General features: G+C 68.7%; 22 protein-coding genes and 1 pseudogene. 11 read left to right on the top strand and 12 right to left on the bottom strand.

Annotated elements, in window-relative coordinates; all coding sequences use genetic code 11:
• Nucleotides 1–32: 32 nt before the first annotated feature.
• Nucleotides 33–971, bottom strand: a complete 939-nt coding sequence (locus ALI22I_RS17860; protein ID WP_077006636.1) for an SGNH/GDSL hydrolase family protein — start codon at nt 969–971, stop codon at nt 33–35.
• Between the two features lie 374 nt (nt 972–1,345).
• On the opposite strand from ALI22I_RS17860, the gene ALI22I_RS17865 reads away from it, so the two are divergent.
• Both ALI22I_RS17865 and ALI22I_RS17870 read left to right on the top strand, forming a co-directional pair.
• The gene (locus ALI22I_RS17865; RefSeq protein ID WP_077006637.1) at nt 1,346–1,741 is read left to right on the top strand and encodes a bacteriophage spanin2 family protein; all 396 of its coding nucleotides are present in this window, start codon (nt 1,346–1,348) and stop codon (nt 1,739–1,741) included.
• A 401-nt stretch (nt 1,742–2,142) separates the two neighbouring features.
• Nucleotides 2,143–2,805 carry a lytic polysaccharide monooxygenase auxiliary activity family 9 protein gene (locus ALI22I_RS17870; protein WP_077006638.1) on the top strand — a complete coding sequence of 221 codons (663 nt, stop codon included), beginning with the start codon at nt 2,143–2,145 and terminating at the stop codon, nt 2,803–2,805.
• A 268-nt stretch (nt 2,806–3,073) separates the two neighbouring features.
• Here ALI22I_RS17870 and ALI22I_RS17875 read toward each other — a convergent pair whose 3' ends face one another.
• The 6 genes from ALI22I_RS17875 to ALI22I_RS17895 are packed head-to-tail and all read right to left on the bottom strand — an operon-like array spanning nt 3,074 to nt 8,140.
• Nucleotides 3,074–4,225 carry a cytochrome P450 family protein gene (locus ALI22I_RS17875; RefSeq protein WP_238598432.1) on the bottom strand — a complete coding sequence of 384 codons (1,152 nt, stop codon included), beginning with the start codon at nt 4,223–4,225 and terminating at the stop codon, nt 3,074–3,076.
• Complete coding sequence (locus ALI22I_RS53750) at nt 4,162–5,538, bottom strand: cytochrome P450 (RefSeq protein WP_238598424.1); 1,377 nt, start codon at nt 5,536–5,538, stop codon at nt 4,162–4,164. Before ALI22I_RS53750 ends, ALI22I_RS17875 begins: the two co-directional genes overlap by 64 nt.
• Complete coding sequence (locus tag ALI22I_RS17880) at nt 5,535–6,131, bottom strand: GTP-binding protein (RefSeq protein ID WP_077006640.1); 597 nt, start codon at nt 6,129–6,131, stop codon at nt 5,535–5,537. The genes ALI22I_RS53750 and ALI22I_RS17880 overlap by 4 nt, the downstream gene beginning before the upstream one ends.
• Nucleotides 6,109–6,462: a DUF742 domain-containing protein gene (locus ALI22I_RS17885; RefSeq protein WP_077006641.1), complete on the bottom strand. Its 354-nt coding sequence runs from the start codon at nt 6,460–6,462 to the stop codon at nt 6,109–6,111. The genes ALI22I_RS17880 and ALI22I_RS17885 overlap by 23 nt, the downstream gene beginning before the upstream one ends.
• Nucleotides 6,459–6,884, bottom strand: coding sequence for a roadblock/LC7 domain-containing protein (locus tag ALI22I_RS17890; RefSeq protein WP_077006642.1), 426 nt, complete (start codon nt 6,882–6,884; stop codon nt 6,459–6,461). Before ALI22I_RS17890 ends, ALI22I_RS17885 begins: the two co-directional genes overlap by 4 nt.
• The gene (locus ALI22I_RS17895) at nt 6,881–8,140 is read right to left on the bottom strand and encodes an ATP-binding protein (protein WP_077006643.1); all 1,260 of its coding nucleotides are present in this window, start codon (nt 8,138–8,140) and stop codon (nt 6,881–6,883) included. The genes ALI22I_RS17890 and ALI22I_RS17895 overlap by 4 nt, the downstream gene beginning before the upstream one ends.
• A gap of 486 nt (nt 8,141–8,626) precedes the next feature.
• Here ALI22I_RS17895 and ALI22I_RS17900 point away from each other — a divergent pair, with 486 nt between their 5' ends.
• Entirely contained in the window at nt 8,627–9,589 is a 963-nt protein-coding gene (locus tag ALI22I_RS17900; protein WP_077006644.1) for an ATP-binding cassette domain-containing protein, read from the top strand.
• Nucleotides 9,586–10,332, top strand: coding sequence for an ABC transporter permease (locus tag ALI22I_RS17905; protein WP_077006645.1), 747 nt, complete (start codon nt 9,586–9,588; stop codon nt 10,330–10,332). Before ALI22I_RS17900 ends, ALI22I_RS17905 begins: the two co-directional genes overlap by 4 nt.
• A gap of 119 nt (nt 10,333–10,451) precedes the next feature.
• Here ALI22I_RS17905 and ALI22I_RS17910 read toward each other — a convergent pair whose 3' ends face one another.
• Together ALI22I_RS17910 and ALI22I_RS49325 are read right to left on the bottom strand one after the other, a co-directional pair.
• A complete protein-coding gene (locus tag ALI22I_RS17910; RefSeq protein ID WP_077006729.1) occupies nt 10,452–13,580 on the bottom strand; it encodes a BTAD domain-containing putative transcriptional regulator in 3,129 nt (1,042 codons plus the stop codon).
• 99 nt (nt 13,581–13,679) lie between these two features.
• A pseudogene (locus ALI22I_RS49325) lies at nt 13,680–13,823 on the bottom strand (short-chain dehydrogenase); the annotation flags it as partial.
• A gap of 28 nt (nt 13,824–13,851) precedes the next feature.
• Between ALI22I_RS49325 and ALI22I_RS17920 the strand changes: the two are divergent.
• Complete coding sequence (locus ALI22I_RS17920) at nt 13,852–14,112, top strand: hypothetical protein (RefSeq protein WP_179118267.1); 261 nt, start codon at nt 13,852–13,854, stop codon at nt 14,110–14,112.
• Nucleotides 14,113–14,195: 83 nt separating this feature from the next.
• Here ALI22I_RS17920 and ALI22I_RS17925 read toward each other — a convergent pair whose 3' ends face one another.
• The 3 genes from ALI22I_RS17925 to ALI22I_RS17935 all read right to left on the bottom strand — a co-directional run bounded on the left by ALI22I_RS17925 (nt 14,196) and on the right by ALI22I_RS17935 (nt 20,637).
• Nucleotides 14,196–17,246, bottom strand: a complete 3,051-nt coding sequence (locus ALI22I_RS17925) for a type I restriction endonuclease subunit R (RefSeq protein WP_077006647.1) — start codon at nt 17,244–17,246, stop codon at nt 14,196–14,198.
• A 104-nt stretch (nt 17,247–17,350) separates the two neighbouring features.
• Nucleotides 17,351–18,664 carry a restriction endonuclease subunit S gene (locus tag ALI22I_RS17930; RefSeq protein ID WP_083751806.1) on the bottom strand — a complete coding sequence of 438 codons (1,314 nt, stop codon included), beginning with the start codon at nt 18,662–18,664 and terminating at the stop codon, nt 17,351–17,353.
• The gene (locus ALI22I_RS17935; protein WP_077006649.1) at nt 18,661–20,637 is read right to left on the bottom strand and encodes a type I restriction-modification system subunit M; all 1,977 of its coding nucleotides are present in this window, start codon (nt 20,635–20,637) and stop codon (nt 18,661–18,663) included. The genes ALI22I_RS17930 and ALI22I_RS17935 overlap by 4 nt, the downstream gene beginning before the upstream one ends.
• A gap of 489 nt (nt 20,638–21,126) precedes the next feature.
• On the opposite strand from ALI22I_RS17935, the gene ALI22I_RS17940 reads away from it, so the two are divergent.
• The 6 genes from ALI22I_RS17940 to ALI22I_RS17965 all read left to right on the top strand — a co-directional run bounded on the left by ALI22I_RS17940 (nt 21,127) and on the right by ALI22I_RS17965 (nt 25,374).
• A complete protein-coding gene (locus ALI22I_RS17940; RefSeq protein ID WP_077006650.1) occupies nt 21,127–21,576 on the top strand; it encodes a YbaB/EbfC family nucleoid-associated protein in 450 nt (149 codons plus the stop codon).
• A 2-nt stretch (nt 21,577–21,578) separates the two neighbouring features.
• Nucleotides 21,579–21,896 (top strand): hypothetical protein, encoded by a 318-nt coding sequence (locus ALI22I_RS17945; protein WP_077006730.1) that lies wholly within the window; start codon nt 21,579–21,581, stop codon nt 21,894–21,896.
• A complete protein-coding gene (locus ALI22I_RS17950) occupies nt 21,893–22,594 on the top strand; it encodes a WXG100 family type VII secretion target (RefSeq protein WP_077006651.1) in 702 nt (233 codons plus the stop codon). The genes ALI22I_RS17945 and ALI22I_RS17950 overlap by 4 nt, the downstream gene beginning before the upstream one ends.
• A gap of 6 nt (nt 22,595–22,600) precedes the next feature.
• Nucleotides 22,601–23,332, top strand: a complete 732-nt coding sequence (locus ALI22I_RS17955; RefSeq protein WP_077006652.1) for a hypothetical protein — start codon at nt 22,601–22,603, stop codon at nt 23,330–23,332.
• A gap of 96 nt (nt 23,333–23,428) precedes the next feature.
• Nucleotides 23,429–23,983 carry a hypothetical protein gene (locus tag ALI22I_RS17960; RefSeq protein ID WP_143532269.1) on the top strand — a complete coding sequence of 185 codons (555 nt, stop codon included), beginning with the start codon at nt 23,429–23,431 and terminating at the stop codon, nt 23,981–23,983.
• Nucleotides 23,984–24,165: 182 nt separating this feature from the next.
• Nucleotides 24,166–25,374 (top strand): multidrug effflux MFS transporter, encoded by a 1,209-nt coding sequence (locus ALI22I_RS17965; RefSeq protein WP_238598425.1) that lies wholly within the window; start codon nt 24,166–24,168, stop codon nt 25,372–25,374.
• Nucleotides 25,375–25,410: the final 36 nt, after the last annotated feature.

Consider the following 25,410-nt stretch of genomic DNA (forward strand, 5'->3'; position numbering starts at 1 on the left):
GGTCGTAGAAGTGGACGGTCCTGGTGCAGAGGTCAGACGAGCTGTGCCTCCGGCCCGAAGAGGAGGCGGCGCGCGACGAGGCCGGCCAGCGTGGCCTGGCCCGTCTTGTTCAGGTGCAGGACCGCTTCCTGCCCCTCCTGGCCAGGGGCGAGCGCGTCGAAGCCGCGGTAGTAGGGCTCGGCCGACTCGCACAGCGAATGCCCGGCGAATGCGGGGTCGAGGTCGACCGAGTTGGTGTACGGGCTGACGAACGTCACACCGGCCTGTCGCGCGGTCCGGCGCAGCGTCAGGTCGAGCGCGCCGGCCACCCGGTTGCCGTCGATCCGCTCCTGGCTGGTGAAGTACGCCGGCCCGCAGATGGGGTCGAGCGGGACGTCCGCGGCGTTCTCGCCCGCGGTGAGCTGGCTGCCGTAACCGGTCAGCACGATCCGTGCCCGCGGGCTGCGGGCCTTGATGTCGCTCAGCAGAGTGGCCACGTTCTGGCCCATGACCGGCAGCTTGGCGAGTTCGTCCCGCGTGGCCGCGCCGCTGCAGTCGCTCGCGATGCACAACCCGCCGTAGGCGGCGAAGTCGATGTCGTTGGTGCCGATGCTCAGGAACACCAGGTGGGTGTCCGAGCGAAGCGCGTCCAGCTGTGCCGGCTCGCCCTTGAACTCCTGGCGCAGGTCGCCGGTCGTCGCGCCACTGCAGGCGACGTTCGTGAACGCCACCTGCCGCCCGGCGGCCCGCAGTCTCCCGACGAGGGTTTCGGAGTACGAGTTGGCGCTGCGCCAGCAACCGTTCGCGACACCGGTGCCGTCCAGGTAGTCACCGGCGCCGGTACCCGAGCCGTAGGAGTCGCCCAGGGCGACGACGTTGAGCGTGGGTGCCGTCTCGGCCTGTGCCGAAGCGGCCCCGACAACGATCCCCGACACTGCCAGCGCCGCAGCCACCGCGGAAGCCGCGGCCGACTTGACGAAGTTGTAACGCACGAAAGAACCCCCAGGTTCGTAGTTGGTGGATCTCTGCCGATCATCGCACGGTTCGCCGACACCCGGTGGATGCACCGCAGGTCCGCCCGCCTATGACGGCGGTCGGACCGCGCCGGCGGTGGGAAGTTGTCCAACTGGTGAAGTAGTTGGCGAGTCCTTCTTGCACGGCCGCTTCGGTGAACCGGGCCGACCTGCCGGAGTAATCCGCGTCACTTTGACCGCCGTGCCGTTCGCAGGGCACTCTTGTGACCGAGGGGAGTACCCACTCAGCTCGTGATCGTCATTACGGTCGCTCCACAGCGGCTCGGTCACGGTGCCACCGCGGTCGGTGGTCGGGGAGACCTCTGGTTCGGACAAGAGCCGGAGGACCAGCCATGCGCGTTGCGACCCGTCTAGCCGCCGCCATCACCGCGATCGTCACCGTCACGGCGCTCAGCGCCTGCGGAAGTCTTCAAGAAGCCTCGAACACCGCTGCCGCCGTCGCCAACACGGCCTCCACCGTCCAGTTGTGCACGGAAGCGCTGTCCCAGGCCGCCACCGCGTTCGACCCGGGCAGCCCGGAGCAGGCGGTCGAGCAGGCGCACACCGCCGCGGCCACCTTGGACGACCTGGCCGCGAACGCCGCGGACACCACGATCAACGGGGCCATCACCGCCCTGGCCGCGACCCTGCGCGACGTGACGCTGGACGACCTGGTCCTCCGCCCGGCCGCGTGGCTGGAGGACAAGGCCACCCGGGTCGCCGACCTGACCGCCGCCTGCGCACCCTGACCGACCGCCTCCGCGTTGCCGCGCGGTGTGGTGCGGAGCCGGTCGCCTGTGATCGCAGGCCGGTCCGGTGTCGCAGGCGGGCGGTGACCGAAAGCTCGAACGGCGTCGTCTTTCGACGCCGTCACCCCATTGCCGCAACGCTTGATCATTTCGCCGAAGCACCTCGGAACCGGTTCGCGAATCATGTCGGACGCGATCGCCGTCATGCGCCGACGTCGCCGCGCAAGGGCAGGGCGACGTCGGGGCGTGCGGAGATCGTTTTCCGAGGTGCGGAACAGGCCGCAGCCATCACTCAATGTTTCGTTGAAGTTTCGGAGGGTGACGTATAGTCTGATGATTGCTCTGGGAGCGCTCCCATATCGATCACTGTTGCTCGATCATCGGAGAATGGAGGCTCATCCATGCGTATGCGCAGCACCTCCAGGTCCGTCACCAGACGGCGGGGCGTCATCGCACTGATCATCAGCATGCTGGCCTGCACGTTCGTCTGGACCCCGACGGCCTCGGCACACGGCACCATCGTCGGTCCGGCTACCCGCGCCTACCAGTGCTGGCAAACCTGGGGCAGCCAACACACGAACCCCGCCATGCAGCAGCAAGATCCCATGTGCTGGCAGGCTTTCCAGGCCAACGCCGACACCATGTGGAACTGGATGAGCGCGCTGCGGGACGGACTTGGCGGAAACTTCCAGGGATCGACCCCCAACGGGCAGCTCTGCAGCAACGCCCTCTCGCGCAACAACTCCCTGAACACCCCCGGCCAGTGGAAGACCACCAACGTCGGCAGCAGCTTCTCGATGCACCTGTACGACCAGGCCAGCCACGGTGCCGACTACTTCCGGGTCTACATCAGCAAGAACGGGTTCGACCCGACCACCCAGAGCCTCGGTTGGGGCAACCTCGACTTCATCATGCAGACCGGCAGGTACGCCCCGGCCAAGGACATCACGTTCAACGTCCAGACCTCTGGCGCCTACAGGGGACGCCACGTCGTGTTCACGATCTGGCAGGCTTCGCACCTGGACCAGACCTACATGTGGTGCAGCGACGTGAACTTCGGTTAGAAATCCGGCCGACCAACCGGAACTCGGAAGTGCCCGGCCCGGCGTCCGCAGTACTGGCGCCGGGCCGGGCTCCGGGTGTGCCTGCCCGGTTGTGGCAGCGCGTTTGGTGGTTCCGAATAGCGCTGATGTCCGTCATGGCTGAAATCAGCGGTCACGGCCGTCACGTCCGGCCAAGTGGTGCTCTCGATGACGACGGGGCGCGTCACCGCTGGTGACGCGCCCCGAGCCTTCGATGAACGCGCCCGGTGCGTCGGCCGCGTTCGCTTCGCTACTTCAGCGTCACCGGCAGGGATTCGTGGCCGTTGGAGATGAAGGACTGGCCTGGCTCCAGCTCGTGCGCGGCCACTGCCAGTTCCATCTTCGGGAACCTGGCGAACAGGGCCGGGAGGGCGATCTCCGCTTCCATGCGTGCCAGGGGGGAACCCAGGCAGTAGTGGACGCCGTGGCCGAAGGCCAAGTGGGTCTTGTCGGCCCTGGTGATGTCGAACTCGTCGGCTGTTTCGCCGTGGACCGCCTTGTCCCGACCCGCCGCCGCGTAGGCCGCCAGGATCGGTTCGCCCTTGCCGATGACGACACCGTTGCCGAGGTCGATGTCCTCCACGGCGTACCGCAGGGGCAGGTTCGCGACCGGGGCCTGCCAGCGCAGGGTTTCCTCGATCACGTCCGTCCAGCTGCTCGTCCCCGCGCGGACCGCGTCGAGCTGCTCCGGGTGGGTCAGCAGGGCCGTGATCGCCTGGTCCAGCAGGTTCACGGTGGTCTCGTAGCCCGCTGAGATCACCAGGATCAAGGTGTCGACCAGCTCGGCTTCCTCCAGCTTCGAGCCGTCGTCCTCACGCACCGCGATCAGGCCGGTGGTCAGGTCGTCACCGGGGTTCTCCCGCTTCGCCGCGACCAGCTCGTGCATGATCCCGTACAGCTGCACGACGTTCGCCTGGGCCGCTTCGGGTGTGACCGTGGTGTCGAAGACGCCGTCGACCACCTTCCGCAGCCTCGACCGTGCCTCGGCCGGCACGCCGAACAGCTGGCAGATGACCTCGATCGGGATCGGGTAGGCGAACCCCTCCCGGAGGTCCACCGGCTGTTCCGCCGCGTCGAGCTCGTCCAGCAGCCGGTTGGTGATCTCCTCGATCCACGGCCGCATCGCCGCCACGCGCCGTGCCGTGAACGCCTTGGACACCAGCGAGCGGAGGCGGCGGTGGTCGATCCCGTACGCGGTGAACATGTTCTGCACCGACACCCACAGGTGCAGCGGCCAGTCCTCGGAGATCTCGCCGGTGGTGTACGCCGGCCAGTGCTGCCGCGGGTCCTTGGAGACCCGCGGGTCACCGAGCAGGTTGCGCAGGGTTTCCTGACTGGTCACCGACCACGCAAGAACCTGGCCAGGGAGCTCCACCAGGGTCGCCGGCCCTCGTGCGGCGATGGCTGCGGATTCGGCGTGGATGTCACGGCCGGTGGGGTCGAGGACGATGGGGTCGGCTGGACGTTCCAACGGGTTTCTCCAGGTGACTCGTCGGGCTGGACGGGCACGGCTACCGGCGTGAAGCGCACGGGGAGCGCGGTGAGCGCGCGGTGGAACGGGCCCGGCCGCCACACCAGCTCGTCGACGGGGACGGCCAGCCGCATGTCGGGCAGGGCGTCGAGGATCTTCTCCATCGCCACCGAGGCGATCAGCCGCGCCTGCTGCTGGGCCGGGCAGGAGTGCACGCCCGCGCTCCAGGCGAGGTGGGCCCGGTTGCCCGAGCGCTGCTGGCCGGCCAGCGCGGGGTCGTTGTTGGCGGCCGCGAAGCTGATCACCACCGGCTCGGCGGCGGGCAGCCGGACACCGGCGAAGTCGGTGTCCTCGACCGGGTAGCTCGCCGAGTAGTTCGCCATCGGCGGGTCGGTCCACAGCACCTCGTCGAGCGCCTCCTCGACCGGCAGGCTGCCGCCGGAGAGGTCACCTGCGAACCGGTCGTCGGCCAGCAGCAGCCGGATGCCGTTGGCGATCAGGTTCTGCTCGGGCTCGGTGCCCGCGCCCATGAGCAGCACGAGCTGGTGGATCAGTTCCTCGTCGGTCAGCCGGGCCGGGTGGGCCATCATCCACGAGGGCATGTCGTGGTCGGGCCGCTGCCGCTTGAGCGTGACCAGCTCCACCATGCACTGCGTCAGCTCGGCGTTGGCCCGCTCCGGGTCGACCATGTCGAAGATGCCGCGCATGGCGGCGACCAGCCGGTCGCCCAGCTCCGGCGGACAGCCGTAGAGGTGGTTGTACATCATCAACGGCAGCAGCTGCGCGTACTCGCCGAGCAGGTCGGCCTCGTCGTTGCGGGCGAACCGCGCGATCAGCAGGTCCGCGGTCTGCTCGACCTGGACGCGCAGCGCGTTCGGGTCCACCCGGGCGAGGCTGTCGGTGACCACGGCGCGCAGCCGCGCGTGGTGGGCGCCGTCGGTGAACAGGCAGTTCGGCCGGTACATCATCATCGGCAGCACCGGGCTGTCCGGCGGCATCTTCGCCTGCCACCGCCGCGGGTCGCGTGGGAACGCGCTGGGATTGCGCAGGACGTCCAGCGCGGCGGCGTAGCCCACGACGAGGTTGGCGGGCACACCGGGTGCCAGCTCGACCGGGGCGACCGGCCCGTGCTCGCGCAGGGCCTGGTAGGTCGCGGCCGGGTCGGCGGCGAACTCGGGGCCGTACAAGGGCTTCCGGCCGTGGTGTGCGGGACATGCCTGCCCGGGGGCGGCTTGCGAGGTCACGCGTTCTCCTGGTTGCGGGTTAACAGGTGCTCGACAAGGGTGATGAGCGCCTGCGTGGACGAGGTGACGTCGCGGGCGTCGCAGAACACCAGCGGGGTCTCGGGCAGCAGGTCCAGCGCGTCCCGCAGCTCCTCCCCGGGGAAGGCGGGCGCGCCGTCGAAGGCGTTGACCGCCACCACGTACGGGATGCCGAGTTCTTCGAGCAGGCTCATGACCTCGAAGGACTGCTCCAGGCGGCGGGTGTCGGTGAGCACGAGCGCACCGAGCGCGCCGTAGGCGATGTCCTTCCAGACCTGGGTGAACCGCTTCTGGCCGGGCGCGCCGAACAGGTAGAGCACCAGCTCGTCGCTGAGCGTCAGCCGGCCGAAGTCCAGCGCCACCGTGGTGGTGGTCTTGCCGTCCACCCCGGCGAGGTCGTCGACGAGGGCGCCGGCCTGCGTCATCGGTTCCTCGGTGCGCAGCGGGCGGATTTCCGACAGGGTGCCGACGAAGGTGGTCTTGCCGATCGCGAAGGGACCCACGACCAGCAGTTTCACCGCCGTCCGCACGGTGTCGCGCAGGTAGACGCCGTCAGAGGCGAGCGCGGAGGCCATCGAGCACGTCCTTCAGCAGCTTCATGTCGGGGCGGGCGGTGTGCGAGACCGCGGCGTGCGCGACGATGTGACCGCTGTCGACCAGGTCGGACAGCAGCACCTTGGTCACGCTGATCGGCAGCGAGAGGTGCGCGGCGATCTCGGCCACCGACAGCGCGCCGCCGCGGCAGAGTTCCATCAGCCGCTTCTTCTCCGGCGACAGCCCGGAGACCTGCTCTCGGGTGGCGATCACGACCGTGACCGCGTCGAAGGTGTTGCGGCTGGCGCGGGCTCGGCCGCCGGTCACGACGTACGGTCGGACCAGTCCGCGCAAGCGCCTCTCGCCGCTCACTCCGCGCTGCCTGCCCCCCGCTGCGGCGGGCTTGTGGGTTCAGCCTGCCGCGGCGGACTGGTGAGCTCTTTGCCCAGCCGCTGGACGAGTTCCTGCAGCCGGAAGGAGACCGCCTCCATGTCCACCCGCGCGGTCGCCGACACGGCCAGGTACGCGCCCGGTCCGGCGGCGGCCAGGAAGACGTAGCCACCGACGAACTCACTGACCGTCTGCTGCCACTCCGCGCTGGTCTGCCCGCAGAACTCGGCGGTGGCGCGGGCCAGCGACTGCAGCGCGGACATCGCGGCCGCGTGCCGTTCCGCGTCGTCCCGGTCGATGCCGGCGGAGTGCGCCATCAGCAACCCGTCGGCCGACAGCAGGACGGCGTGCTTCGTCTCCGGCATCTTCAGGGCGTCGTCGAGCATCCAACCCAAATTGTTCATGCCTGGGTGTTCCCTTCAGCGACAGGCGGCGGGGTGATGGCCCGACCCGAATCGGTCCCGCGTTTCCAGGCGGCCAGCCCGGTCGCGATCCGCTGGTCGGCTGGTGCCGGCCCGGCAGGGGCCGACGGCGGCGGGCCCTGGTCGATGGGCTGCGTCCGCCGTCTCCGGGGCAGGCCACCGGGGGTGCGCCCCAGCACGGTGTCGTCCACGGGCGCGGCCGGCCGCTGTTGGGGCGGCAGCGCGACGGCGTTGTCGGGCATCGTGGGCTTGCTGACACGGGTGAGCAGCTCGGTCGGCAGGAACACGACCGCGCGCACACCGCCGTACGGCGAGCGCGTGTCCACCGAGACGCGGAAGCCGTAGCGCTTGGCCAGCACGCCGATGACCGCGAAACCGACCTGCGGCGGGTCGCCGAGCCGGTTGATGTCGCAGGCGCCGTCCCCGGCCAACAGCCGGGCCGCGCGCTGCAGCTCCTCGACGGTCATGCCGACGCCGCCGTCGTCGATCATCACGACCATGCCGTTGTGCGCCTGCTGGAAGTTGACCTCGACGCTGGTGTTGGGCGGCGAGTGCCGGGCGCCGTTGTCGAGCAGCTCGGCCACGGCCAGCACGACCGGCTCGACCGCGCGGCTGACCACCGCGACGTCGGACTCGGCCGGGACGTTGACCCGCAGGTAGTCCCGGATTCGTGAGGTGGCGCCGCGCGCCACGTCGGTCAGCGACGACGCCGACCGCTGCTGTCCGGGCCAGGACCCGCAGAGCACCGCGGTGGCCTGGGCCCGGCGGTTCAGCTGGGAGTTCATGTGGTCGATCCGCATCAGGCCGGCCAGCACGTCCGGGTCGTCGTGCCGGTCCTGCATGGCCGAGATCGCGACCTGCTGCTCGTTGGACAAGCTCTGCACCGCGCGCATCATCGCCTTGAGCGTGGCACGGGCCGACTGCTCGCCTCGCGTGCTCGCCTGCCGGACGGAGTCGGCGAACAGCGCGAGTACCCGCTCGTGGTCCTCGGCCGCTCCCGGGTGCCTCGGACCGGGCACCTCGACGGGCCGGTGACTCAGCGACTCCGCCAGGGCCGGCAGCCGAGCGTTGACCAGGTGCTGCTCCTCCTCGGCCCGGATCCGCACCCGGGCCTCGGCTTCCTCGGCCCGGACCTGCCACGCACGGGTGGTCCGTCGTTGGCGTACCAGCAGAAACACGGCGATCAGCACGACGGCGAGCAGGAACCAGAACGCCACCGCGAGTCTTTGTTGATCCATCAATTCCTCTGGTGCGGGCGAGCTGCCGGATACCAGTGCGCCAGCAGGGTCTGATCTTTATCACGGGACCGCATCGGACGCCAAGTGATTGCGACAGTCTCCTTCCAATGGAGCAACTATCGAGAAAGCTGGTACCATATGTCCACTTTAGACATTCCTTGCGGTCCGAAGTCGAAGTCTCCTCCGGGTCGGATGAGATGCGTGCGCGAACCGCGCGGTGATGGACAGGCCGCCTTCGGGGCGTGCGCTGGTGGGTGAGGGTGGCGTGGTGCGCCTGGGCGACGGCGTTGCCGAGGCCGTATCCGTCGCGGCGGCCGTTACGGTCGGGCGCCAGTCGCTGGAAGGGTTGGAACAGTCGGGTCGATCCTCTACCTCGCCCTGATCGCCCTGCTCAGCCTCGGGCGTCGCCACCGTCGTGCGGGACATGTCAGGCCCGTGTCAGGTCGAGGTCAGGGCGGTGTCAGGGCGGCCGGCCACTGTGGTGGCATGACGAGTTCAGCGATTGTGGCTTCGGGCCTGAAAAAGGCCTACAAAGACAAAGTCGTGCTCGATGGCATTGATTTCGATGTGCGTGCGGGTACGGTTTTCTCGTTGCTCGGCCCGAACGGGGCCGGCAAGACCACGGCCGTGAATGTGCTGACCACGTTGCTCAAAATGGACAGTGGAACAGCGCGCGTTGCCGGGTACGACGTCGCGACCGAGACCAAGGAGGTCCGCTCCTCCATCGGCGTCACCGGCCAGTTCGCCTCCGTGGACGAACTGCTGTCCGGCCGCGAGAACCTGCAGCTGATGGTGGACCTGCACCACTTCAAGGGCAGCGAGGGCAAGAACGTCGTCGAGCACCTGCTGCAGCGCTTCGACCTGGAGGAGTCGGCCGACAAGCTGTCGTCGACGTACTCCGGTGGCATGCGCCGCAAGCTGGACCTGGCGATGACCCTGGTCGGCCGGCCCCGGATCATCTTCCTGGACGAGCCGACCACCGGCCTGGACCCGCGCAGCCGCCGCACGATGTGGAACATCGTCCGCGAGCTGGTGGCCGACGGCATCACCATCTTCCTCACCACCCAGTACCTGGAGGAAGCCGACCACCTCGCCGACCAGATCGCCGTGCTCGACCAGGGCAGACTGGTCGCGGAAGGCACTCCCGCACAGCTCAAGCGCCAGATCCCCGGCGGTCACGTGCAGCTGCGGTTCGCCGGAGCCGCGGAGCTCGGCGCCGCGGTCCGCGTGCTGCCCGGCTCCACCCCGGACGAGGAGAGCCTGATCCTGCGCGTGCCCAGCGACGGCGGCGCCAAGTCGCTGCGCACCGTGCTGGACCGACTCGACGAGTACTCCATCGATGTCGAGGAATTCACCGTGCAGATGCCGGACCTCGACGACGTTTTCCTCGCACTCACCGGTCACTCGAGCGTCCCCGCCGAGTCCAAGACGGAGGCCACGGTCAAATGAGCAGCGATTCGGCGGTCATGCTTCGCCGCAACGTCAAGCACACCCTGCGCAACCCCGTCGCGGTGTTCAACGCGATCATCATGCCGATCGTCATGATGCTGATGTTCGTGTACGTCTTCGGCGACGCGTTCAACGTCGGTGGTGGCGACTACATCGACTACGCCACACCGGGCATGCTCATGATGGCCATCGTCTACGGCCTCAGCGCCACCGCCATCGCCGTCAACTCCGACATGACCAAGGGCATCATCAACCGCTTCAAGGTCATGGACGTCTCCCGCAGCGCCGTGCTGACCGGGCACGTCGTGTCCACCGTGGTGCGCACCACGCTCGCCCTCGCCGCCATCCTCGGTGTGGCCTTCCTGTTCGGCTTCAGCCCCACCGGATCCTTCCTGCACTGGCTCGCCGTCGCCGGCGTGCTCCTGCTGGTGATCGTCGCGGTCAGTTGGCTCACCGTCGCCTTCGGCCTGGCTGCGAAGACCCAGGAATCCGCGGGTTTCGCCATGGTGCCGCTGATCATGCTGCCGTTCTTCAGCAGCGCGATCGTCCCGGCCGACAAGATGGGGCCCGGCATCCGGGAATTCGCCCAGTACCAGCCCTTCACGTCGATCATCGAATCCATGCGCGGGTTCTTCACCGGCGTGCCGAACGACGGCCAGACGCTGGCCGCGATCGCCTGGTCGCTCGGCATCGCCGTCGTCGGCTACGTCTGGGCCCGATCGAAGTTCGACAAGCGGGCGTGACCGCCACCGGCTCACGCCGACCGGCCACCGTCCCCTCCCGCGTCGCCTCGGTGAATTCAACCTCGCCGAGGCGACGCCGCGCGGCTTGCCCGCTCCCGGTCAGGGGGCGTTTGCCACGTTCAAGAAGAGAGTGTGACCGTGACCAGATCACGCCAGTTCGTGTTCGTGCCTTCCCGCGTCGCCTCGGCGAACACCTCGTCGCCGAGGCGGTGCCGTGCGGCCTGCTCGATCCGCGCCACGTCCGGGTGGGAACGATCCGGCAGGCCACGCACGCTCGTGCTTGCCGCGAGCAGTCGCGCTGCCTGCTCGTACTGGTCGCTGCGCAGTGCCAGGTCCGCGACCCCGACGAGCATCTGCGCGATCCACGGTGCGTACCCCTCCTCGGAGGCCGCCTCGCAGGCCGCCGCGCGGTGCCTGCGGGACTCGTCGAGATCGTCGGCGAGGTATCCGAGCAGGTCGTGTGCTATCGCGCGGACGTGCGCCCGCTCCGCTTCGGTGCCCAGCATGGTCGTCGCGATACCGATTTGCCGGTGCACCTCCTCGGCGTCGCCGGCCCAACGAGCGAGTTCCGCCTTCGCGAGGGCCAGTTCAGCCAGCGCGTCCGGCCAGGTGACCCGTTCCGCGCACCGTTGCGCCTCGGCCATGGCAGCCGCGCTGGAGTCCTTGTCGCCCAGCAGCCAGTACACCCGAGCCTGTCGCGACCGCATGCCGATGACATCCTCGGTGGCACCGACTTCGGTGACGACCGCGATCGCCTGTTCGAAGTACTCGCACGCACGGGCGAACTCGCCGCGCACGGCGACCCGATCCGCCAACTCGGTCAGGGCGAACGACATCCCCCACCGTTCGCCGATCGCGCGGAACTCGGCGAGCGCCATTTCGAGATACGCGTCCGCGTCCCGTCCGCCGTGGCCGAGCACGATCCGCATCTTGCCGAGGTGCAGACGAGCCAATGCGTGCACCCAGGGGTCCTCGTTGTCCAGCAACGATTCCCACGCGGGCAGGAACGCGTCCGGCCCCTCCAGCATGCGTTCCAGTGGGGCGATCAACGCCAGCAACGGGTTGCCCCGCCGACTGCGCCGGCTGAACTCACGTGCCTGGTGGATCCACTCCGCCGCCTGCTGTTCGTTGCGCCGCCCGGAACTCAGGAACCCCACGACGAGGGTGTACGCCAGGGCCCGGATCTCATCGGGCACCTCGCCGGGAATGGCGGTGGCCGCGGTGATCAGCTCGTGGCCCTCCTCCTTGTGCCCGCTGAGCCACCAGTACCAGCCGGTGGCCGCCGCGAGCCGCATCGCCGCGTGCGCATCGCCGGCCGCGATCGCGCCACGCGTCGCAGCACTGATGTTGTCGTGCTCGGCATCGAGCGCGGCAAGCCATTCCAACTGCTCGGCGCGGCGGAGATGTGGCTCCGCGGTCTCGGCGAGTTCGGTGAAGTACGCGAGATGCGCGCTGCGCGCGAAATCCGATTCCCCCGCCTCGGCGAGCCGCTGGGCCGCGTACTCCTTGACCATGCCGAGCATCCGGTAGCGCGGCGCCGTGTCGCCCGCGGTGACCAGCAGCGATTTCTCGACCAGCGAGGTCAGCGATTCGAGCAGGTCCCCGGCACCTCCCGCGCAGACCGACTCGACCGCTTCCGGACTCGCGCCACCCGAGAACACCGAAAGCCTGCGCAGAACCATCCGCTCGGCTTCGGTGAGCAACTCCCAGCTCCAGTCGATCACCGCGCGCAGCGTCCGGTGCCGCGGCAGCGCGATCCGGCTGCCGCTGGTCAGCAGGCGGAACCGGTCGTCGAGCCGGTTGGCGAGCTGATCGAGGGACATGGTGCGCAACCTGGCCGCGGCCAGTTCGATCGCCAGCGGAATCCCGTCCAGTGCCCGGGAGACGCGTGCCATGGTCGCCGACGTGTCGGCATCGATCGTGAGGTCCTTGCGCACCGCGCTGATCCGGTCCCGCAGGAGCCGGACGGCAGGCGAGGACTCGATGTCGCGGGAGTCGGCGTCCGCCGCGGGCAGGGCCAACGGCACGACGTGCCACAGTGCCTCACCGGTGATGCCGAGCGGTTCCCTGCTCGTCGCCAGAATCCGCAGCCGCCGGCATTCCCCGAGCACTCGGTGGGCGAACGCGGCCGCCGACTCGATCACGTGCTCGCAGTTGTCCAGGATCAGCAGCGTCTCCCGCTCGCGGATCGCGGCGATGAGCCGGTCCGCCTGCTCCATGTTCGGTGCCCCGCCGAGCAGGGTGTCCCGGAGACCGAGCGCGGTGAGCGTCGCCTGCGCCACGTCGCCGTCCGCGCCGATGGCCGCGAATTCCACCAGCCAGGCCCCGTCTGGCAGTCCACCGAGCAGCGTGCGCGCGGTTTCCGTGGCCAGCCTGGTCTTTCCCGAGCCGCCCGGCCCGATCAGGGTGGTGAGCCGATGTCCGGAGACGAGCTCACGGACCGCGGCGACATCGGCTTCCCTGCCGACGAAGCTGGTCAGCTCGGCACGCAGATTGTTGTTCCGGTTTTCCTCCCGCCGTCCCACCTCGCCCCGCAGCAGCGCAACGTGCAGGGCGGACAGCTCCGGTGACGGGTCGACACCCAGCGCGTCGGCCAGGGCTTCCCGCGCACGCTGGTACACGAGCAGTGCCTCGGAGCTCCGGCCGGCCGCGACGAGGGCACGCATCAGCGCGGCGACGAGCCGCTCTCGTACCGGGTGCGCGCCCACCAGGTCGGTCAACTCCGCGACCAGCTCCGCACCGTGGCCCAGGCTGATCTCCGCGTCGAACCGATCCTCCAGCGCGGTCAGGCGCAGTCCTTCGAGCCGGGTGACCGCCACGTCGAACGCCGCACCGTCCTGCAGACCGACGTCCTGCATGGCCGCGCCACGCCACAGCGAGAGAGCTTCACGCAGCAGCTTCACCTGCTGGGGATGCTCGCCACCACGTGCCCGGCCGACGAGGCGTTCGAATCGCACGGCGTCGACGGCGTCGGGTTCCACCGCCAACCGGTAGCCGTCCGTCTGCCCCTCGACCGACCCCGCCGGCAGCACCTTCCGCAGCCGGGAAGCCAAGCGTTGCAACGCGTTCGCCGCGTCCGCGGGCGGGTGCTCACCCCAGATCCAGTCGACGAGCGTCGCCTTCGGGACCACGTGACCCGGTTTGAGCGCGAGGGCGATCAACAGCCCGCGCAGCCGAGCGCCCGGCACGTCGGCGAAGGCGCCGTCGTCCGTGCGAACCTCGAATGGGCCAAGCATCCCGATGTGCACCAGCCCGATTTTGCCATGGGTGATCGACAGGCCTCCCACTCGTGACGAGCTCCGTTCCGGGATGCGGCACTAGACGGGGAACTTCACGCCGGTGAGGTTCTCGACGTCCCGCACGGCCAGCACCACCGTCGCCCCGCGTTCCGCCGGCGCTCGGGCGGTTTCGAAGCCCAGGCCGGTGTTGGCGCCGGTCACGACCGCGACCCGGCCCTTCTGGTCGGGGATGTCGCGCTCGGTCCACTTCATGTCGCGCTCCTTGTAGACCGCCGGTCTCTTGCGGTCCGCCGTCGCCGGCATCGCGACCACGAGCGACCTCATCCGCCGGTACGTGCCGGAACTCGGCGACGGCGCCCGGACGGTGTCCATGATGGCCTTGATCCTGGCCGGCACCCTGTCGAGCTACTGCCGGCCCTCCGCAAGCGTGCTCGCCGCCTACGAGGCCGACCCCGCGGTGGTCGAACTCCGCCTGGACCTGCGCGCCACCCTGGAGAGTGCCATCGCCACGCTGATCGCGGGCACACTGGCGCGGTCCTAGCGCCACCGCTTGCGGGTGTGGAGGGTCGAGGTCGGCGAGGTGAGCTCGTACCGCTCCGCCAGGGTCCGTCGTGCCGTCATGGATCAGGCCACGTCCCGGCGCAGCGACTCGTAGGCGTAGCGGCGGGCGATGCTCTTCAACTCCGAGTTGAACTGCGGGTCGTCGGCGAACAGCTGCACCGCCTTGGTGTCGTTCTCGATGCGCTCGTAGAGCTTGTCCTCGAAGACCTCGTCGAAGACGTGCCCGAAGTTCTCCTCGTCGTTGGCGAACGCCGCGGCCCGCACCTGTGGTTCGGCCATCGCGGCCTCCGCCGAACCGCGCACGATGTCGTTCTCCCCGAGGTGGCTGCCGAACCGGTCGTTGAGTTCGGCGATCAGCTCGGCCAGCGACGCGAGGGGGCGTTCGTGCTGCCCACCGGCGCCTTCCCCGGTGAACCCGGGAAGCATCTGCTCGCCCTCGGGCGTGAGTGCCAGGTCGTGTTCGCCGGTCTTGCCGATCCGCAAGTGGGTGAGGTCGACCTGGCCGAGGTCGATGCCCGGGTCCTGCTGCCGGGCCAGTCGTGGGATGAGCATCTTCCCGTAGACGTAGAGCCGTTCCAAGGATCGGTCGGTGAACCCGACGACCTGCGCGAGGAATCCGTATTTGCGCACGTAGTCGCGCAGCGCCGCCCGGAAGTCCTCGGCTCGTTCGGCGTCGTCTTCGAGCAGCTGAGCGAACCGGTCGCGCGCGGGGTCGGTGAGCCGGTACAGCTCCGCGTGCGCGCGTTCCCACTTCGTCCGGTCGCCGGCCGACTGCTGGGCACGCTCGTACTCGGTGGCGAACGCCTCCATCTCCGACTCCACCAGCAACTGGTGGTCCATCACCGCCCGCTGCGCGTCGTAGATCAGGTTCGGGTCGGTGGGTGTGGTGATCGTCGCTTCGAAGAACGGCCTGAACTCCTCCTGGACGGTCTCGGCCTCGTTGGCGAAGTCCAGGACGAACAGGTCGTCCTGTCCCTTGCGCGGGTGGGTGCGGTTGAGCCGCGACAGGGTCTGCACCGCCGCCACGCCCTTGAGCGGCTTGTCGACGTACATCGTGGTCAGCAGTGGCTGGTCGAAGCCGGTCTGGTACTTCTCGGCCACGACGAGGATGCGGTACTCCGGCCGGGGGTTGAGGGCCGCGTTCTCGTCGTCGACGCGGGTGTAGGCGAACGCCTTCGGCAGCGCCGCCTCGCCGAAGCCGTTCAGCGAGGACTCGGTGACGGTGTCGGAGTCGAGGTTGTCCACCTTCAGCTCGCCCGAGAACGCGACGAGCACGCCGCAGTCCTGGTAGCCGCGCATGTCGACGTAGGCCTTGATCTTCCGGTACAGCTTGACCGCGTGCTCGCGGGAGCGGGTCACCACCATCGCCTTGGCGCGACCGCCGAGACGGCCGCGAGTGTGCTTGATGAAGTGCTCCACGATGATCTCGGCGCGTTGTTGCAGGCTGGCCGAGCTCAGCACCGCGAACCGGGCCAGGGCGGCGCTCGCCTTGCGTTCGTCGACCTCGCGGCCGTCGTCTCCGCCGGTGAGCCGCCAGTAGGTCTTGTAGGTGACGTAGTTGCGGAGCACGTCGAGGATGAAGCCCTCCTCGATGGCCTGGCGCATGGAGTAGACGTGGAACGGGCGCACGGTGTCACCCGACCGCACGCCGAACAGCTCCAGCGTCTTCGGCTTGGGAGTCGCGGTGAACGCGAAGTAGGACAGGGTCCGGTGCCGCCCACGGGCGAGCGCCGCCGCCGTCAGCGGGTCGTTGTCCTCGTCGATGTCGTCGCTGCCGAGCCTGGTCAACACCCGCTTGAGCGCCGCGGCGGACTCGCCGGACTGGGACGAGTGCGCCTCGTCCACGATGATCGCGAACCGCTTCCCGCGCAGGCCGTCGACCTTCTCCAGCACGTACGGGAAAGTCTGCAGGGTGACGATCAGGATCTTGGTCGTCTCGCCTGCCAGCGCGACGCTGACCTGCTCCGACTTGGAACCCTCCGACTTGTCGCCGATCTTGGTGACCACACCCGCGCGGTGCTCGAACTGGTAGATGGTGTCCTGCAGCTGCCGGTCCAACACGGACCGGTCGGTGATCACGATGACCTTGTCGAAGATCTGCTCGTTGTCCGTGCCGTGCAGGTTGGACAGCCGGTGGGCGAGCCAGGCGATGGTGTTGGACTTGCCCGACCCGGCCGAGTGCTGCACCAGGTAGTTGTGCCCTGCCCTGTGCTCGGCGGCGTGGTCGACGAGGGTGCGCACCGCGTGCCACTGGTGGTAGCGGGGGAAGATCAGGTTCCGGACGTGCGGACCCGGCTTGCGGCCACCGCGCTGCGGTTCCCCCGCCTCCAGGTGCACGAAGCGGCGGATGACGTCCAGCCACGCCTCCGGCTGCCAGACCTCCTCCCAGAGGTAGGAGGTGCGGTAGCGGCCGGGCGCGGCGGGCGGGTTGCCCGCGCCGCCGTCCTCACCGGGCCCGTCCGAACCGGTGTTGAACGGCAGGAAGCGCGTCTTCTCGCCGGCGAGGCGAGTGGTGAGGAAGACCAGGTCGGGATCGACGGCGAAGTGCACCAGCGTCCGCTTGGCGAACAGCGGTTCCCGGGGGTCGCGGTCCCGGCGGTACTGCTCCTTCGCGTGTTCCACGTTCTGCCCGGTCAACGGGTTCTTCAGCTCGGCGGTGGCGACCGGGACGCCGTTGACGAACAGCGCCAAGTCGAGTGCCTTGCCTCGGTCCCGGTCGGAGTAGGCGAGCTGGCGGGTGACCGACAGCCGGTTCTGCTCGTACCGGACCAGGGCATCGTCGGCGAGCGTGTGCGCGGGGCGGAAGTAGGCGAGCCTGACCAGGTGCCCCCGGTCCCGCACGCCGTGCCGCAGCACATCGACCGCACCGCGCTTGTCGATCTCCTTGGCGACGTGGCGGGCGAACTGCCGCTGCGCCTCGTCGGGGTCGTCCCCGTAGTGCACCCTCAGCTGCTCCCACACGTCGATCTGCGTGGCCCCGATGAAGGTGAACAACTGGTCGGTGTCCAGGCCGAACTCCCGGTTGTAGCCATCGCGCAGCCCGCGATGCCACCCGGCCGCGATCAGCGACGCCTCGATGGCGTCCTCGAACGCATGCTCTGTGTGGACGGCCATGGGCACCTTTCCTCCGAAGTGGACACTGCTGTGGGCCGTCGGGTCAGACGAGCTGCCCGATGCCGGTTCTGCCGCGTTCATTCGGTGTTCCCTCTCGCCATGACTCAGCGCACGCCCGACCGCGCCGTCGTCACATCCAGTTGGCCGGTGACAGCGGCGGTGATCAACGCTTGGCGGCGCTCGGTCAAAAGGTCGAGGCGTCGTGAAAGGTCCGTCATCTGCCGTTCGGACAGCATCCGGTTGCGTTGGATTTCCGACACGATATCGTGCTGATCCGAAAGGCTGGGGGCGGGCACCCTGAGGCTGCGCACCAGGTCTTGGCTGATGTTCGGCTGACCGCCGCCGGAGGTGAGGTTCAGAATTTCGGGGCGATGCGCGACGAACCAGTTGAAGAGGAATTCCGTGCTCACTGCCGTGGGTTTGTACAGCACGCAACACGCCTGATTTACGCAGGCCCGGAACGTGAGAATGCCGACGCGCCCCACTGTTGCGCCGTACATGGCGACAGCGAGAGATCCGGCTTCGTACATGCGCAAGGACGAGTAGTCTGTCAGTGCGGCGTCGGTGACGGTCTTTCCGGCTTGCTTTACGGAGCCGTCCCGGAGGTCGCCGGTGTTGACCCACGGGTGGTCGCCGTCGAAGTACCTCGGATTGTCCGATTTCGGCGTTGTTCCGCTTCCGGTGTGGAAGACGCGGCCAAGGCGGTGGAGCTGCCAACCGTCCGCCATCGTGGGCATCCATTCCACGCCGGTTCGGGTGGTCTCCTTGGACCGGCCGACGGTGGTCCGGGTGCGCAGGTACTCGGTGAACCTGTAGCGGAGCAAATCGATCTGCCGAGACGTCAGCTTCAGCATTTTTTCGATGTGTGCGGTTTCGCCGTCGAGGAAGTCGGCGATGCGTCGCTGTTCGTCTGTCCCGGGGTGTGCCCACGGCGAGGAGAAGAAAGCGGCGGAGTCCAGGTTCTGAATCCCTGTCGTCTGCTTGATCGCGCTTTGGGTGAGCCCTTGGTTGTAGGCCGCGGCGAAGACGTAGGACAGGTAGCGGGGGTCGATCCCCGGGGCCGGGGTGATGCGTGCGCAGAAGTTCGTGCACACGGCCGGCTCGTCGAGGTCGAACAAAACTGCCGCGCCGACGGGCTGTTTGTCGCCTCCGCCGGATTTTTCCAGGACCAGATCTCCCGGCTTGAGCAGGTGTTGGCGCAGCGTTTGCGGGTCGATGCTGCGGCGAGGCAGGTTCTCCGGGTTCACCCGCTGCGACCTGCGGTCGAAATCGGCGGCCCGCACGCAGGCCACGTCGGACGTGTCACCGGCCGGGTCATCTCCCCATACGCCGTTTGTCGACCTGCCGATCAATGTCTTTATGCGGCCTCGCGTCCAGTGGGCCGGTGCCTCGTCCAGCCATGACGACGCCGAGTTCATTCCGCCACCTCGCCGAGCAGGCGCTGGATCCGGTCTTCGAGTTCCCTCAACTCCGCGTCGATCTCCTCCAACGGCCTGGGTGGCACGTACTTGTAGAAGTGCCGCGTGAACGGGATCTCGTAGCCCACCTTGGTCTTCGTGTGGTCCACCCAGGCGTCCGGCACGTGCGGCAGGACCTCGCGGGCCATGTACTCGTCGACGTCCTCGTCGAGCGGGACGTTCTCGTTGTCGCGCAGGTCCGGGTCGGGCAACGGGTCGCCCTTGCGGTCGGTCTGCAACTCGCCTTCCGGGTCGCTCACCGAGACCACGCCCCACACCGCCTTGTCCACGGTGGCAGGCAGTTTGCCCAGCGAGGCCAGCGTCTCCTTCAACGTTTTCGCGAAGTCCACTTTGCGGAACACCGCCGGCTCGTCGACCAGCCCGCGCAGCGCCTCGATCAGCTTCTCCCGACCTTCGTACTTCGCCAGCGGCTTGACCACCTCCAGCTCCGCCAGTGCTTCCCCGGTCACCTCGAACCGCAGCCTCAACGGCCGCTCCACGGTGATCCTCCGGTAGCCGAAGTCCCTCGGCGTGAAGACCTTCACCTTCTCGTGCATCGGGTGCCCGGCGTCCTCGGCGGCCGTCAGCGCCTCGCCGTACAGCTCGGTGAGCTTGGCGATGTCCTCGTTCGGCAGGTACTTGCGCTTGTCGCCCAACGACTTGCGCATCTTCGCCCAGTGCTCCCGCGCGTCGAGCAGGATCACCTTGCCCCGGTGCGCCTCGTCCTTCCGGTTGGTCAGAATCCAGAAGTACGTGGAGATGCCGGTGTTGTAGAAGAGCTGGTCCGGCAGCGCGACGACGGCCTCCAGCCAGTCGTTCTCCAGAATCCACTGCCGGATCTTCGACTCGCCCGACTCGGCGGCGCCGGTGAACAGCGGCGAGCCGTTGAAGACGATCGCGAGCCGCGAGCCGCCCTGTTCCGGCTTCTTCATGTGGTGGATCATGTGCTGGAGGAACAGCAGCGACCCGTCGTTGATGCGCGGCAGCCCGGCGCCGAACCGGCCGGCGAAGCCGATCTTCGCCTCGACCTCGACATCGTCCTTGACCTTCTTCCACTCCACGCCGAACGGCGGGTTGGCGAGCAGGTAGTCGAACGACTTGCCGTAGTGCTTGTCCTGGCTGAACGAGTTGCCGAGCTTGATGTTCGCCGCGTTCTCGCCCTTGATCATCATGTCGGACTTGCAGATGGCGTAGGACTCGGCGTTGAGCTCCTGGCCGTGCGGCACGACCTTGGCCTGCGGGTTGTGCTGCAGGATGAAGTCCTCGGCGGCGGTGAGCATGCCGCCCGTCCCGCACGCCGGGTCCAGCACGGTCTTCACCACACCGGGCGTCACCAGGTCCTGCTCGTCCGGCGCGAGGAGGAGGTTCACCATCAGCTTGATGACCTCGCGCGGCGTGAAGTGCTCACCGGCGGTCTCGTTCGAGATTTCCGAGAACCGCCGGATCAGCTCCTCGAACGCGTAACCCATCTGGTGGTTGTCCACCGCTTCCGGGCTGAGGTCGATCTCGGCGAACTTGGAGGCCACCTGGTAGGTAAGCCCGGCCCCGTCGAGACGACCCAGTTGGGCGGTGAAGTCGTACGCCTCGAAGATCTCCCGAGCGTTCTCGGAGAACGCCCCGACGTAGGACTTCAGGTTGCTCGCGACGTTGTCCTGGTCGCGCACCGCTGCCCGGAAGTCCAGCTTCGAGGTGTTGTAGAAGCTCAACCCGCCGGTGGCCCGCTTGAGCATGTCGAGGTTCTGCACACCCTGCTCGGCCAGCTTGGCCTTGCGCTCCAACACCTGGCTCTTGGTCGGCGCCAGCACGCAGTCGAGTCGGCGCAACACCGTGAACGGCAGGATCACCTTGCCGTACTCGGACTGCTTGTAGTCGCCGCGCAACAGGTCGGCCACCGACCAGATGAAGCCGGCCAGCCTCGTGTGCGTGCTGCTCACAAAATCTCCCTCAAGGGTTCGGCACAACGCTCATCATGTCGCGGGGGGAAGCAGGAGACGTTTCTACTCGGGTGGCTCCACGGCTCCGTGAGCGAGTCCTCGGTCAACTGGTGAGCCAGGTCCGTGGCCGGCGAGGCGGCGAGGCTCGGCCCCGACTCGAACGCCTCAAGCCGTTTCGGTCGGATAGTGACGTGGGTCACTGCGAAAGGGTCGTGAGTGTCACCGTGTGGCAGCCTGCGGTCACTGCACCAACCTTCCGGGTGGTGTGGTTCTGCTCGTCGAACTCGGCGCGGGCCACTGACGCAAGCGTCGGCTGCTCGCGGAACGGCCCACCGGCACAGGCCGACCCGCATCGAATCCGAGACCCGCTCACCCTGCGATGAGCGCCGATACGCCGACCGGGCCGAATCCTCTCGATCCACACCCGGCCGGTTGTCAGCCTGCCTAGACTTCCCGCCGAACGACACGCCGACACGATCGGGGGAGACAGTGGCCGGAGGCATTCTCGATCCGGACGGCGCCCACGAGCGGCTGGCCGCTTGGAAGGGCCGCATCGACAAGATCGCGGCCGACACCCAGGCGATGAGCAACCGGCTGGGGGAGCTGCGGATCACCGCGCGTGACCCGGGCGGGCTGGTCGAGGTCGTGGTGGACTCCACCGGCACGTTGGTCGACCTGCAACTCACCGACCGAATCCAGCGGGTCACCCCGCCGGTCGTCGCGCGCACCATCCTGGCCACGCTCACCGACGCGCGCAGTCAACTCGCCGACCGCTCGCAGGAGATCATCGCCGAGACGGTCGGCACCGAGTCGGCGGCGGCGCGGGCCATCTCGGACACCGTGGACCGGCAGTTCCGCTCCGGTCCGACGCCCCGACGCCCGCCCGCGTCCAACGACGACGAGGGCTACGAAGGCCACTCCTACCTAGAGGACCGGTGACCGTGAGCGGTGGATACGACGTCGACGTGGAGCAATTGCGCACCCACACCGGCAACATCGACGGCATCAGGGCGCGGTTCGAGTCGGTGAAGGCCGCCAGCGCGCACATCGCCCAGGACGACGAGGCGTACGGGCTGCTGTGCGGCTGGATGTCGGGCATCCTCGAAGGCCGCCACACCAAGCAGGACGAGCTGCTCGCCTACGTGGAGGAGAACCTCAACCTGGTGGTGCAGTCGCTGGTTTCCACCGTGGAGCACTACGAGGCGGTCGAAGACGGCAACACCAGCCTCATCCGCTCCGCCGGGGAGGGCCTGCGATGAACGACAACTCCCTGGTCGCACCGGTCCGGTCGTCCCACGAGGTGTGGACCGGCTCGGGTCTGGCCGACAGCATCGAGGGCCTGGTCGACGCCATCAAGACCGAGGGCTGGGTGGACGACGCGCTGGCCGGCGCGGGCCTCGCCGTCGAGGCCGCGGCCACCGTGATGGACCCGATCAGCGCCCTGCTGGCCAACGGCCTGGGCTGGGCCATGGAGTACTTCGAGCCGCTGCGCGAGGTGCTCGACGACTTGACCGGCAAGCCCGACGTCATCCGCTCGCACGCGGCCACCTGGAACAACATGGCCAAAGAGCTGCACGACATGGCCACCGACCTCCAGGAGCACCTGGCCGCGGACACCCCCGACTGGCGCGGCGCGGCCGCCGACGCCTACCAGGCGACGATGGCCAACAACGTGGAGGCGATCGGCGGCCTGGCCGCGATCTCCGCCGCGATGGCGGCGGCCACCGAAGGCGCGGGCGGCCTGGTCGAGATGACCCGCGAGATCGTCCGCGACCTGATCGCCGACCTCATCGCCCGCGTCATCGTGTGGGCGGCGGAGGCGATCTTCGTCGTGACCATCCCGGTGATCGCGTCCCAGATCATCGCCGCGGTGGTCAAGTGGGCCGGGCGGATCCTCGTCTACACCACCGCCCTGATCACCAGCCTCCAGAACCTCACCAAGCTCCTCAACGGGTAGGCGACCGTGAAGACACTGCTCGTCCTCATCGCCCTCGCCACCCGCTTAGCGCTGCACCGCAGGCCGGGCGGCGGCGGCACCCCCACCGTCCCCGGCGGACGCCGCCCGTCGCAGCAGCACGGCACGGTGGACGCCTCCGCCGGCGTGAGCAGCGCGCAGAACACGACCGGTGAGTTCGCCCAACGTGGGCGGCCCGCGGAGTCCGGTGGTGGCACCAATGGCGACGGCGGCGACGGCACCGGCCGCCCCGAGGGCGAGGGCGAGGACTCCGGGACCGGGTCGAGCCGGCCGGAGTGGCTCGACAACCTGCAAGAGGGCAACGAGTTCAACCGGCGGCGCGAGCCCTACTACGAGGACCAGGGCGGCGCGAACGAGGTCCACGTCGAACCGCGCACCGAGCACAACCAGTACCGGCGGGTCGACTCCTACGTGCCGGGCGAGGAAATCGTCAGCCGCAAGTACACGCAGTTGTCGGAAATCCAGGAGGGCACCGCGGTCGGCTATCTCCGGGAATTCGTCAACCACTACAACAGCGGCACGGTCATCGCCGACACGCCGACCAACCGTCGCGATCTCGGCGACGAACAGATCGGCCAGCCGATGAGCGGTGACCTGATCCTGGAGGTCCCCGTCCAACGCGGCGACCCGCCGGTGCCCAGAGCTATACTCGAAGAGGCCGAACGGCTGAACATCACCATCCGGGACGAAAACGGCAGGATCTATGAACTCCCCGAATAGCGAGACCGGGGCCGGCCGGGATTTCCCCAGGGGTTCCGGCGCGGCCGACTTCCGAATCGTTGAACCTGTCCGTCGTCGCGGAGGGCTGGTCGGCCGGTGAGCGCTACCGAATTGAGGGGCTACAGCTTCCGGTGGAACCACCGCCGCAACCGGCCCGGCACGGAGCTGTCCGAGGAGGAGGCCCGCGCCCGGGACGCCGCGGGCGAGGAGTACACGGCGGTCCTGCCGCCCCGGCCGGGCACCCGATCCCCGGTCCTGGTGACCCCGGTGTGGCAGACCGGCGTGGTCCTGGTGTCCTTCTTGGACGATCCGGGCCGCAAGATCGTCGAGTACGTCTTCACCAAGAAGGACGACTCCCGCATGTTCCTCAGCGGCGTCCACCTGTGGGAGTACCCCGACGACCAGCCGGGCCGGCGGCTGTCCGAGGCCTCCCGTCGCGAGGACATCCGCTACCACGAGGACGGCTACGTCCACCGGACGATCATCGACAAGAACGAGGGGTACCGGGAGACCGTCGAGTACACCGACGTCCCCGTGGCCACCAACTGGGAGCCCGTCCCGGCGTTCGGCGACTACGCCTCGATCGGCCGGTTCGAACGCGGCCGCAGCCCGCTGAACGGCGCCCCGCCTCCGCCGGTGTCGCCCGGCTGATGCACGACGCCTGAGAGGCCGCACGGCGCTGAAGGGTCCGATTCCGGACGAAAGCGGCATGGACTCGTGTCGAGGATCACCGCGGCCGTCGATCCGGAAGAAGATCCGCCTGCCGGGTGTTGGCTCCAGTCATGGAACAGGCCACTCTGCACAGTCCATCCACACCGGACCGTCCAGAGCAGTTGGCAGAGTCGCCGACCGGAGCCGCCAGGATTCGGATCATCCTCGTCCTGGGTGCGCTCATCGCTCTCGGTCCCTTCACGATCGACATGTACCTGCCCGCGTTGCCGGAGCTGGGCGCCGACCTCGGCGCGTCCGAGTCCGCGGTGCAACTGACGCTCACCGGCACGCTCGTCGGCCTCGGGCTGGGGCAACTGGTCATCGGCCCGCTCTCCGACGCGTTCGGCCGGCGGCTGCCGCTGATCGCCGGCACCGCCGTGCACATCGGCGCGTCCGTGTTGTGCCTGGTGGCGCCGAACGTGGCCGTCCTCGGCCTGCTGCGCACCCTGCAAGGGGTCGGCGCGGCCGCCGCGATGGTGGTGGCCATGGCCGTGGTCCGCGACTTGTTCACCGGCCGTGCCGCGGCGACGATCATGTCGCGGCTGATGCTGGTGATGGGTGCGGCGCCGATCCTCGCGCCGTCGGTCGGCGCGGCGGTGTTGGTGACCGGCTCATGGCGTGGTGTGTTCGCCGTGCTGGCGGTGCTCGGCGCGGCGTTGCTGCTGGTCGCGATCTTCCTGCTGAAGGAGACGCTGCCGCCGGAGCGGCGCCGGACGAGCTCGATCCGGCCGGTGCTGCGGACCTACAAGGCGCTGTTGGCCGACCGGCAGTTCGTGGTGCTGGTGCTGGTCGCCGCGCTCGGCATGTCGGCGCTGTTCTCGTACGTCTCGGGCTCGTCGTTCGTGTTGCAGGACACCTACGGGCTGGACCAGCAGGAGTTCGGGCTGGTGTTCGCGATCGGCGCGGTGGCGCTGATCGGGGCGTCGCAGATGAACGTGGTGCTGCTCAACCGCTGGTCGGAGCGGCAGATCGTGTTCGGCGCGCTGGGGGCCGCGTTGGCGTTCGGCGCGGTGCTGATCGCGTTCACGGCGTCCGGTTTCGGCGGGCTGCTCGGTTTCCTCGTGCCGTTGATGTTCCTGCTGGCCGCGGTGGGTCTCGTGCTGCCGAACGCGCCCGCGCTGGCGTTGTCCCGTCACGGTGAGGCGGCCGGCACCGCCGCCGCGCTGCTGGGTGCCGCGCAGTTCGGCATCGGTGCGCTGATCGCGCCGGTCGTCGGCGTGCTGGGCAACGACGGCCCGGCGATGGCGCTGACCATGACCGGCGGTGTGCTGGTCGCCTGGGTGGCGCTGGCGGCGACGATGGTTCGGCGACGGGTGCCGGCGCCCGCCTGAACTGCGGGTTGTGCCCGGGGCGACGCTGCCCAGCGC

The sequence above is a fragment of the Saccharothrix sp. ALI-22-I genome (assembly GCF_001984175.1).
GTDB lineage: Bacteria > Actinomycetota > Actinomycetes > Mycobacteriales > Pseudonocardiaceae > Actinosynnema.

Coding starts and splice junctions, on each gene's coding strand:
- ALI22I_RS17950 (WP_077006651.1), top strand. CDS start 21,893: ATGAACGACAACTCCCTGGTCGCACCGGTCCGGTCGTCCCACGAGGTG.
- ALI22I_RS17895 (WP_077006643.1), bottom strand. CDS start 8,140: ATGGATCAACAAAGACTCGCGGTGGCGTTCTGGTTCCTGCTCGCCGTC.
- ALI22I_RS17925 (WP_077006647.1), bottom strand. CDS start 17,246: ATGGCCGTCCACACAGAGCATGCGTTCGAGGACGCCATCGAGGCGTCG.
- ALI22I_RS17890 (WP_077006642.1), bottom strand. CDS start 6,884: ATGAACAATTTGGGTTGGATGCTCGACGACGCCCTGAAGATGCCGGAG.
- ALI22I_RS17930 (WP_083751806.1), bottom strand. CDS start 18,664: ATGAACTCGGCGTCGTCATGGCTGGACGAGGCACCGGCCCACTGGACG.
- ALI22I_RS17905 (WP_077006645.1), top strand. CDS start 9,586: ATGAGCAGCGATTCGGCGGTCATGCTTCGCCGCAACGTCAAGCACACC.
- ALI22I_RS17880 (WP_077006640.1), bottom strand. CDS start 6,131: ATGGCCTCCGCGCTCGCCTCTGACGGCGTCTACCTGCGCGACACCGTG.
- ALI22I_RS17865 (WP_077006637.1), top strand. CDS start 1,346: ATGCGCGTTGCGACCCGTCTAGCCGCCGCCATCACCGCGATCGTCACC.
- ALI22I_RS17870 (WP_077006638.1), top strand. CDS start 2,143: ATGCGTATGCGCAGCACCTCCAGGTCCGTCACCAGACGGCGGGGCGTC.
- ALI22I_RS17900 (WP_077006644.1), top strand. CDS start 8,627: ATGACGAGTTCAGCGATTGTGGCTTCGGGCCTGAAAAAGGCCTACAAA.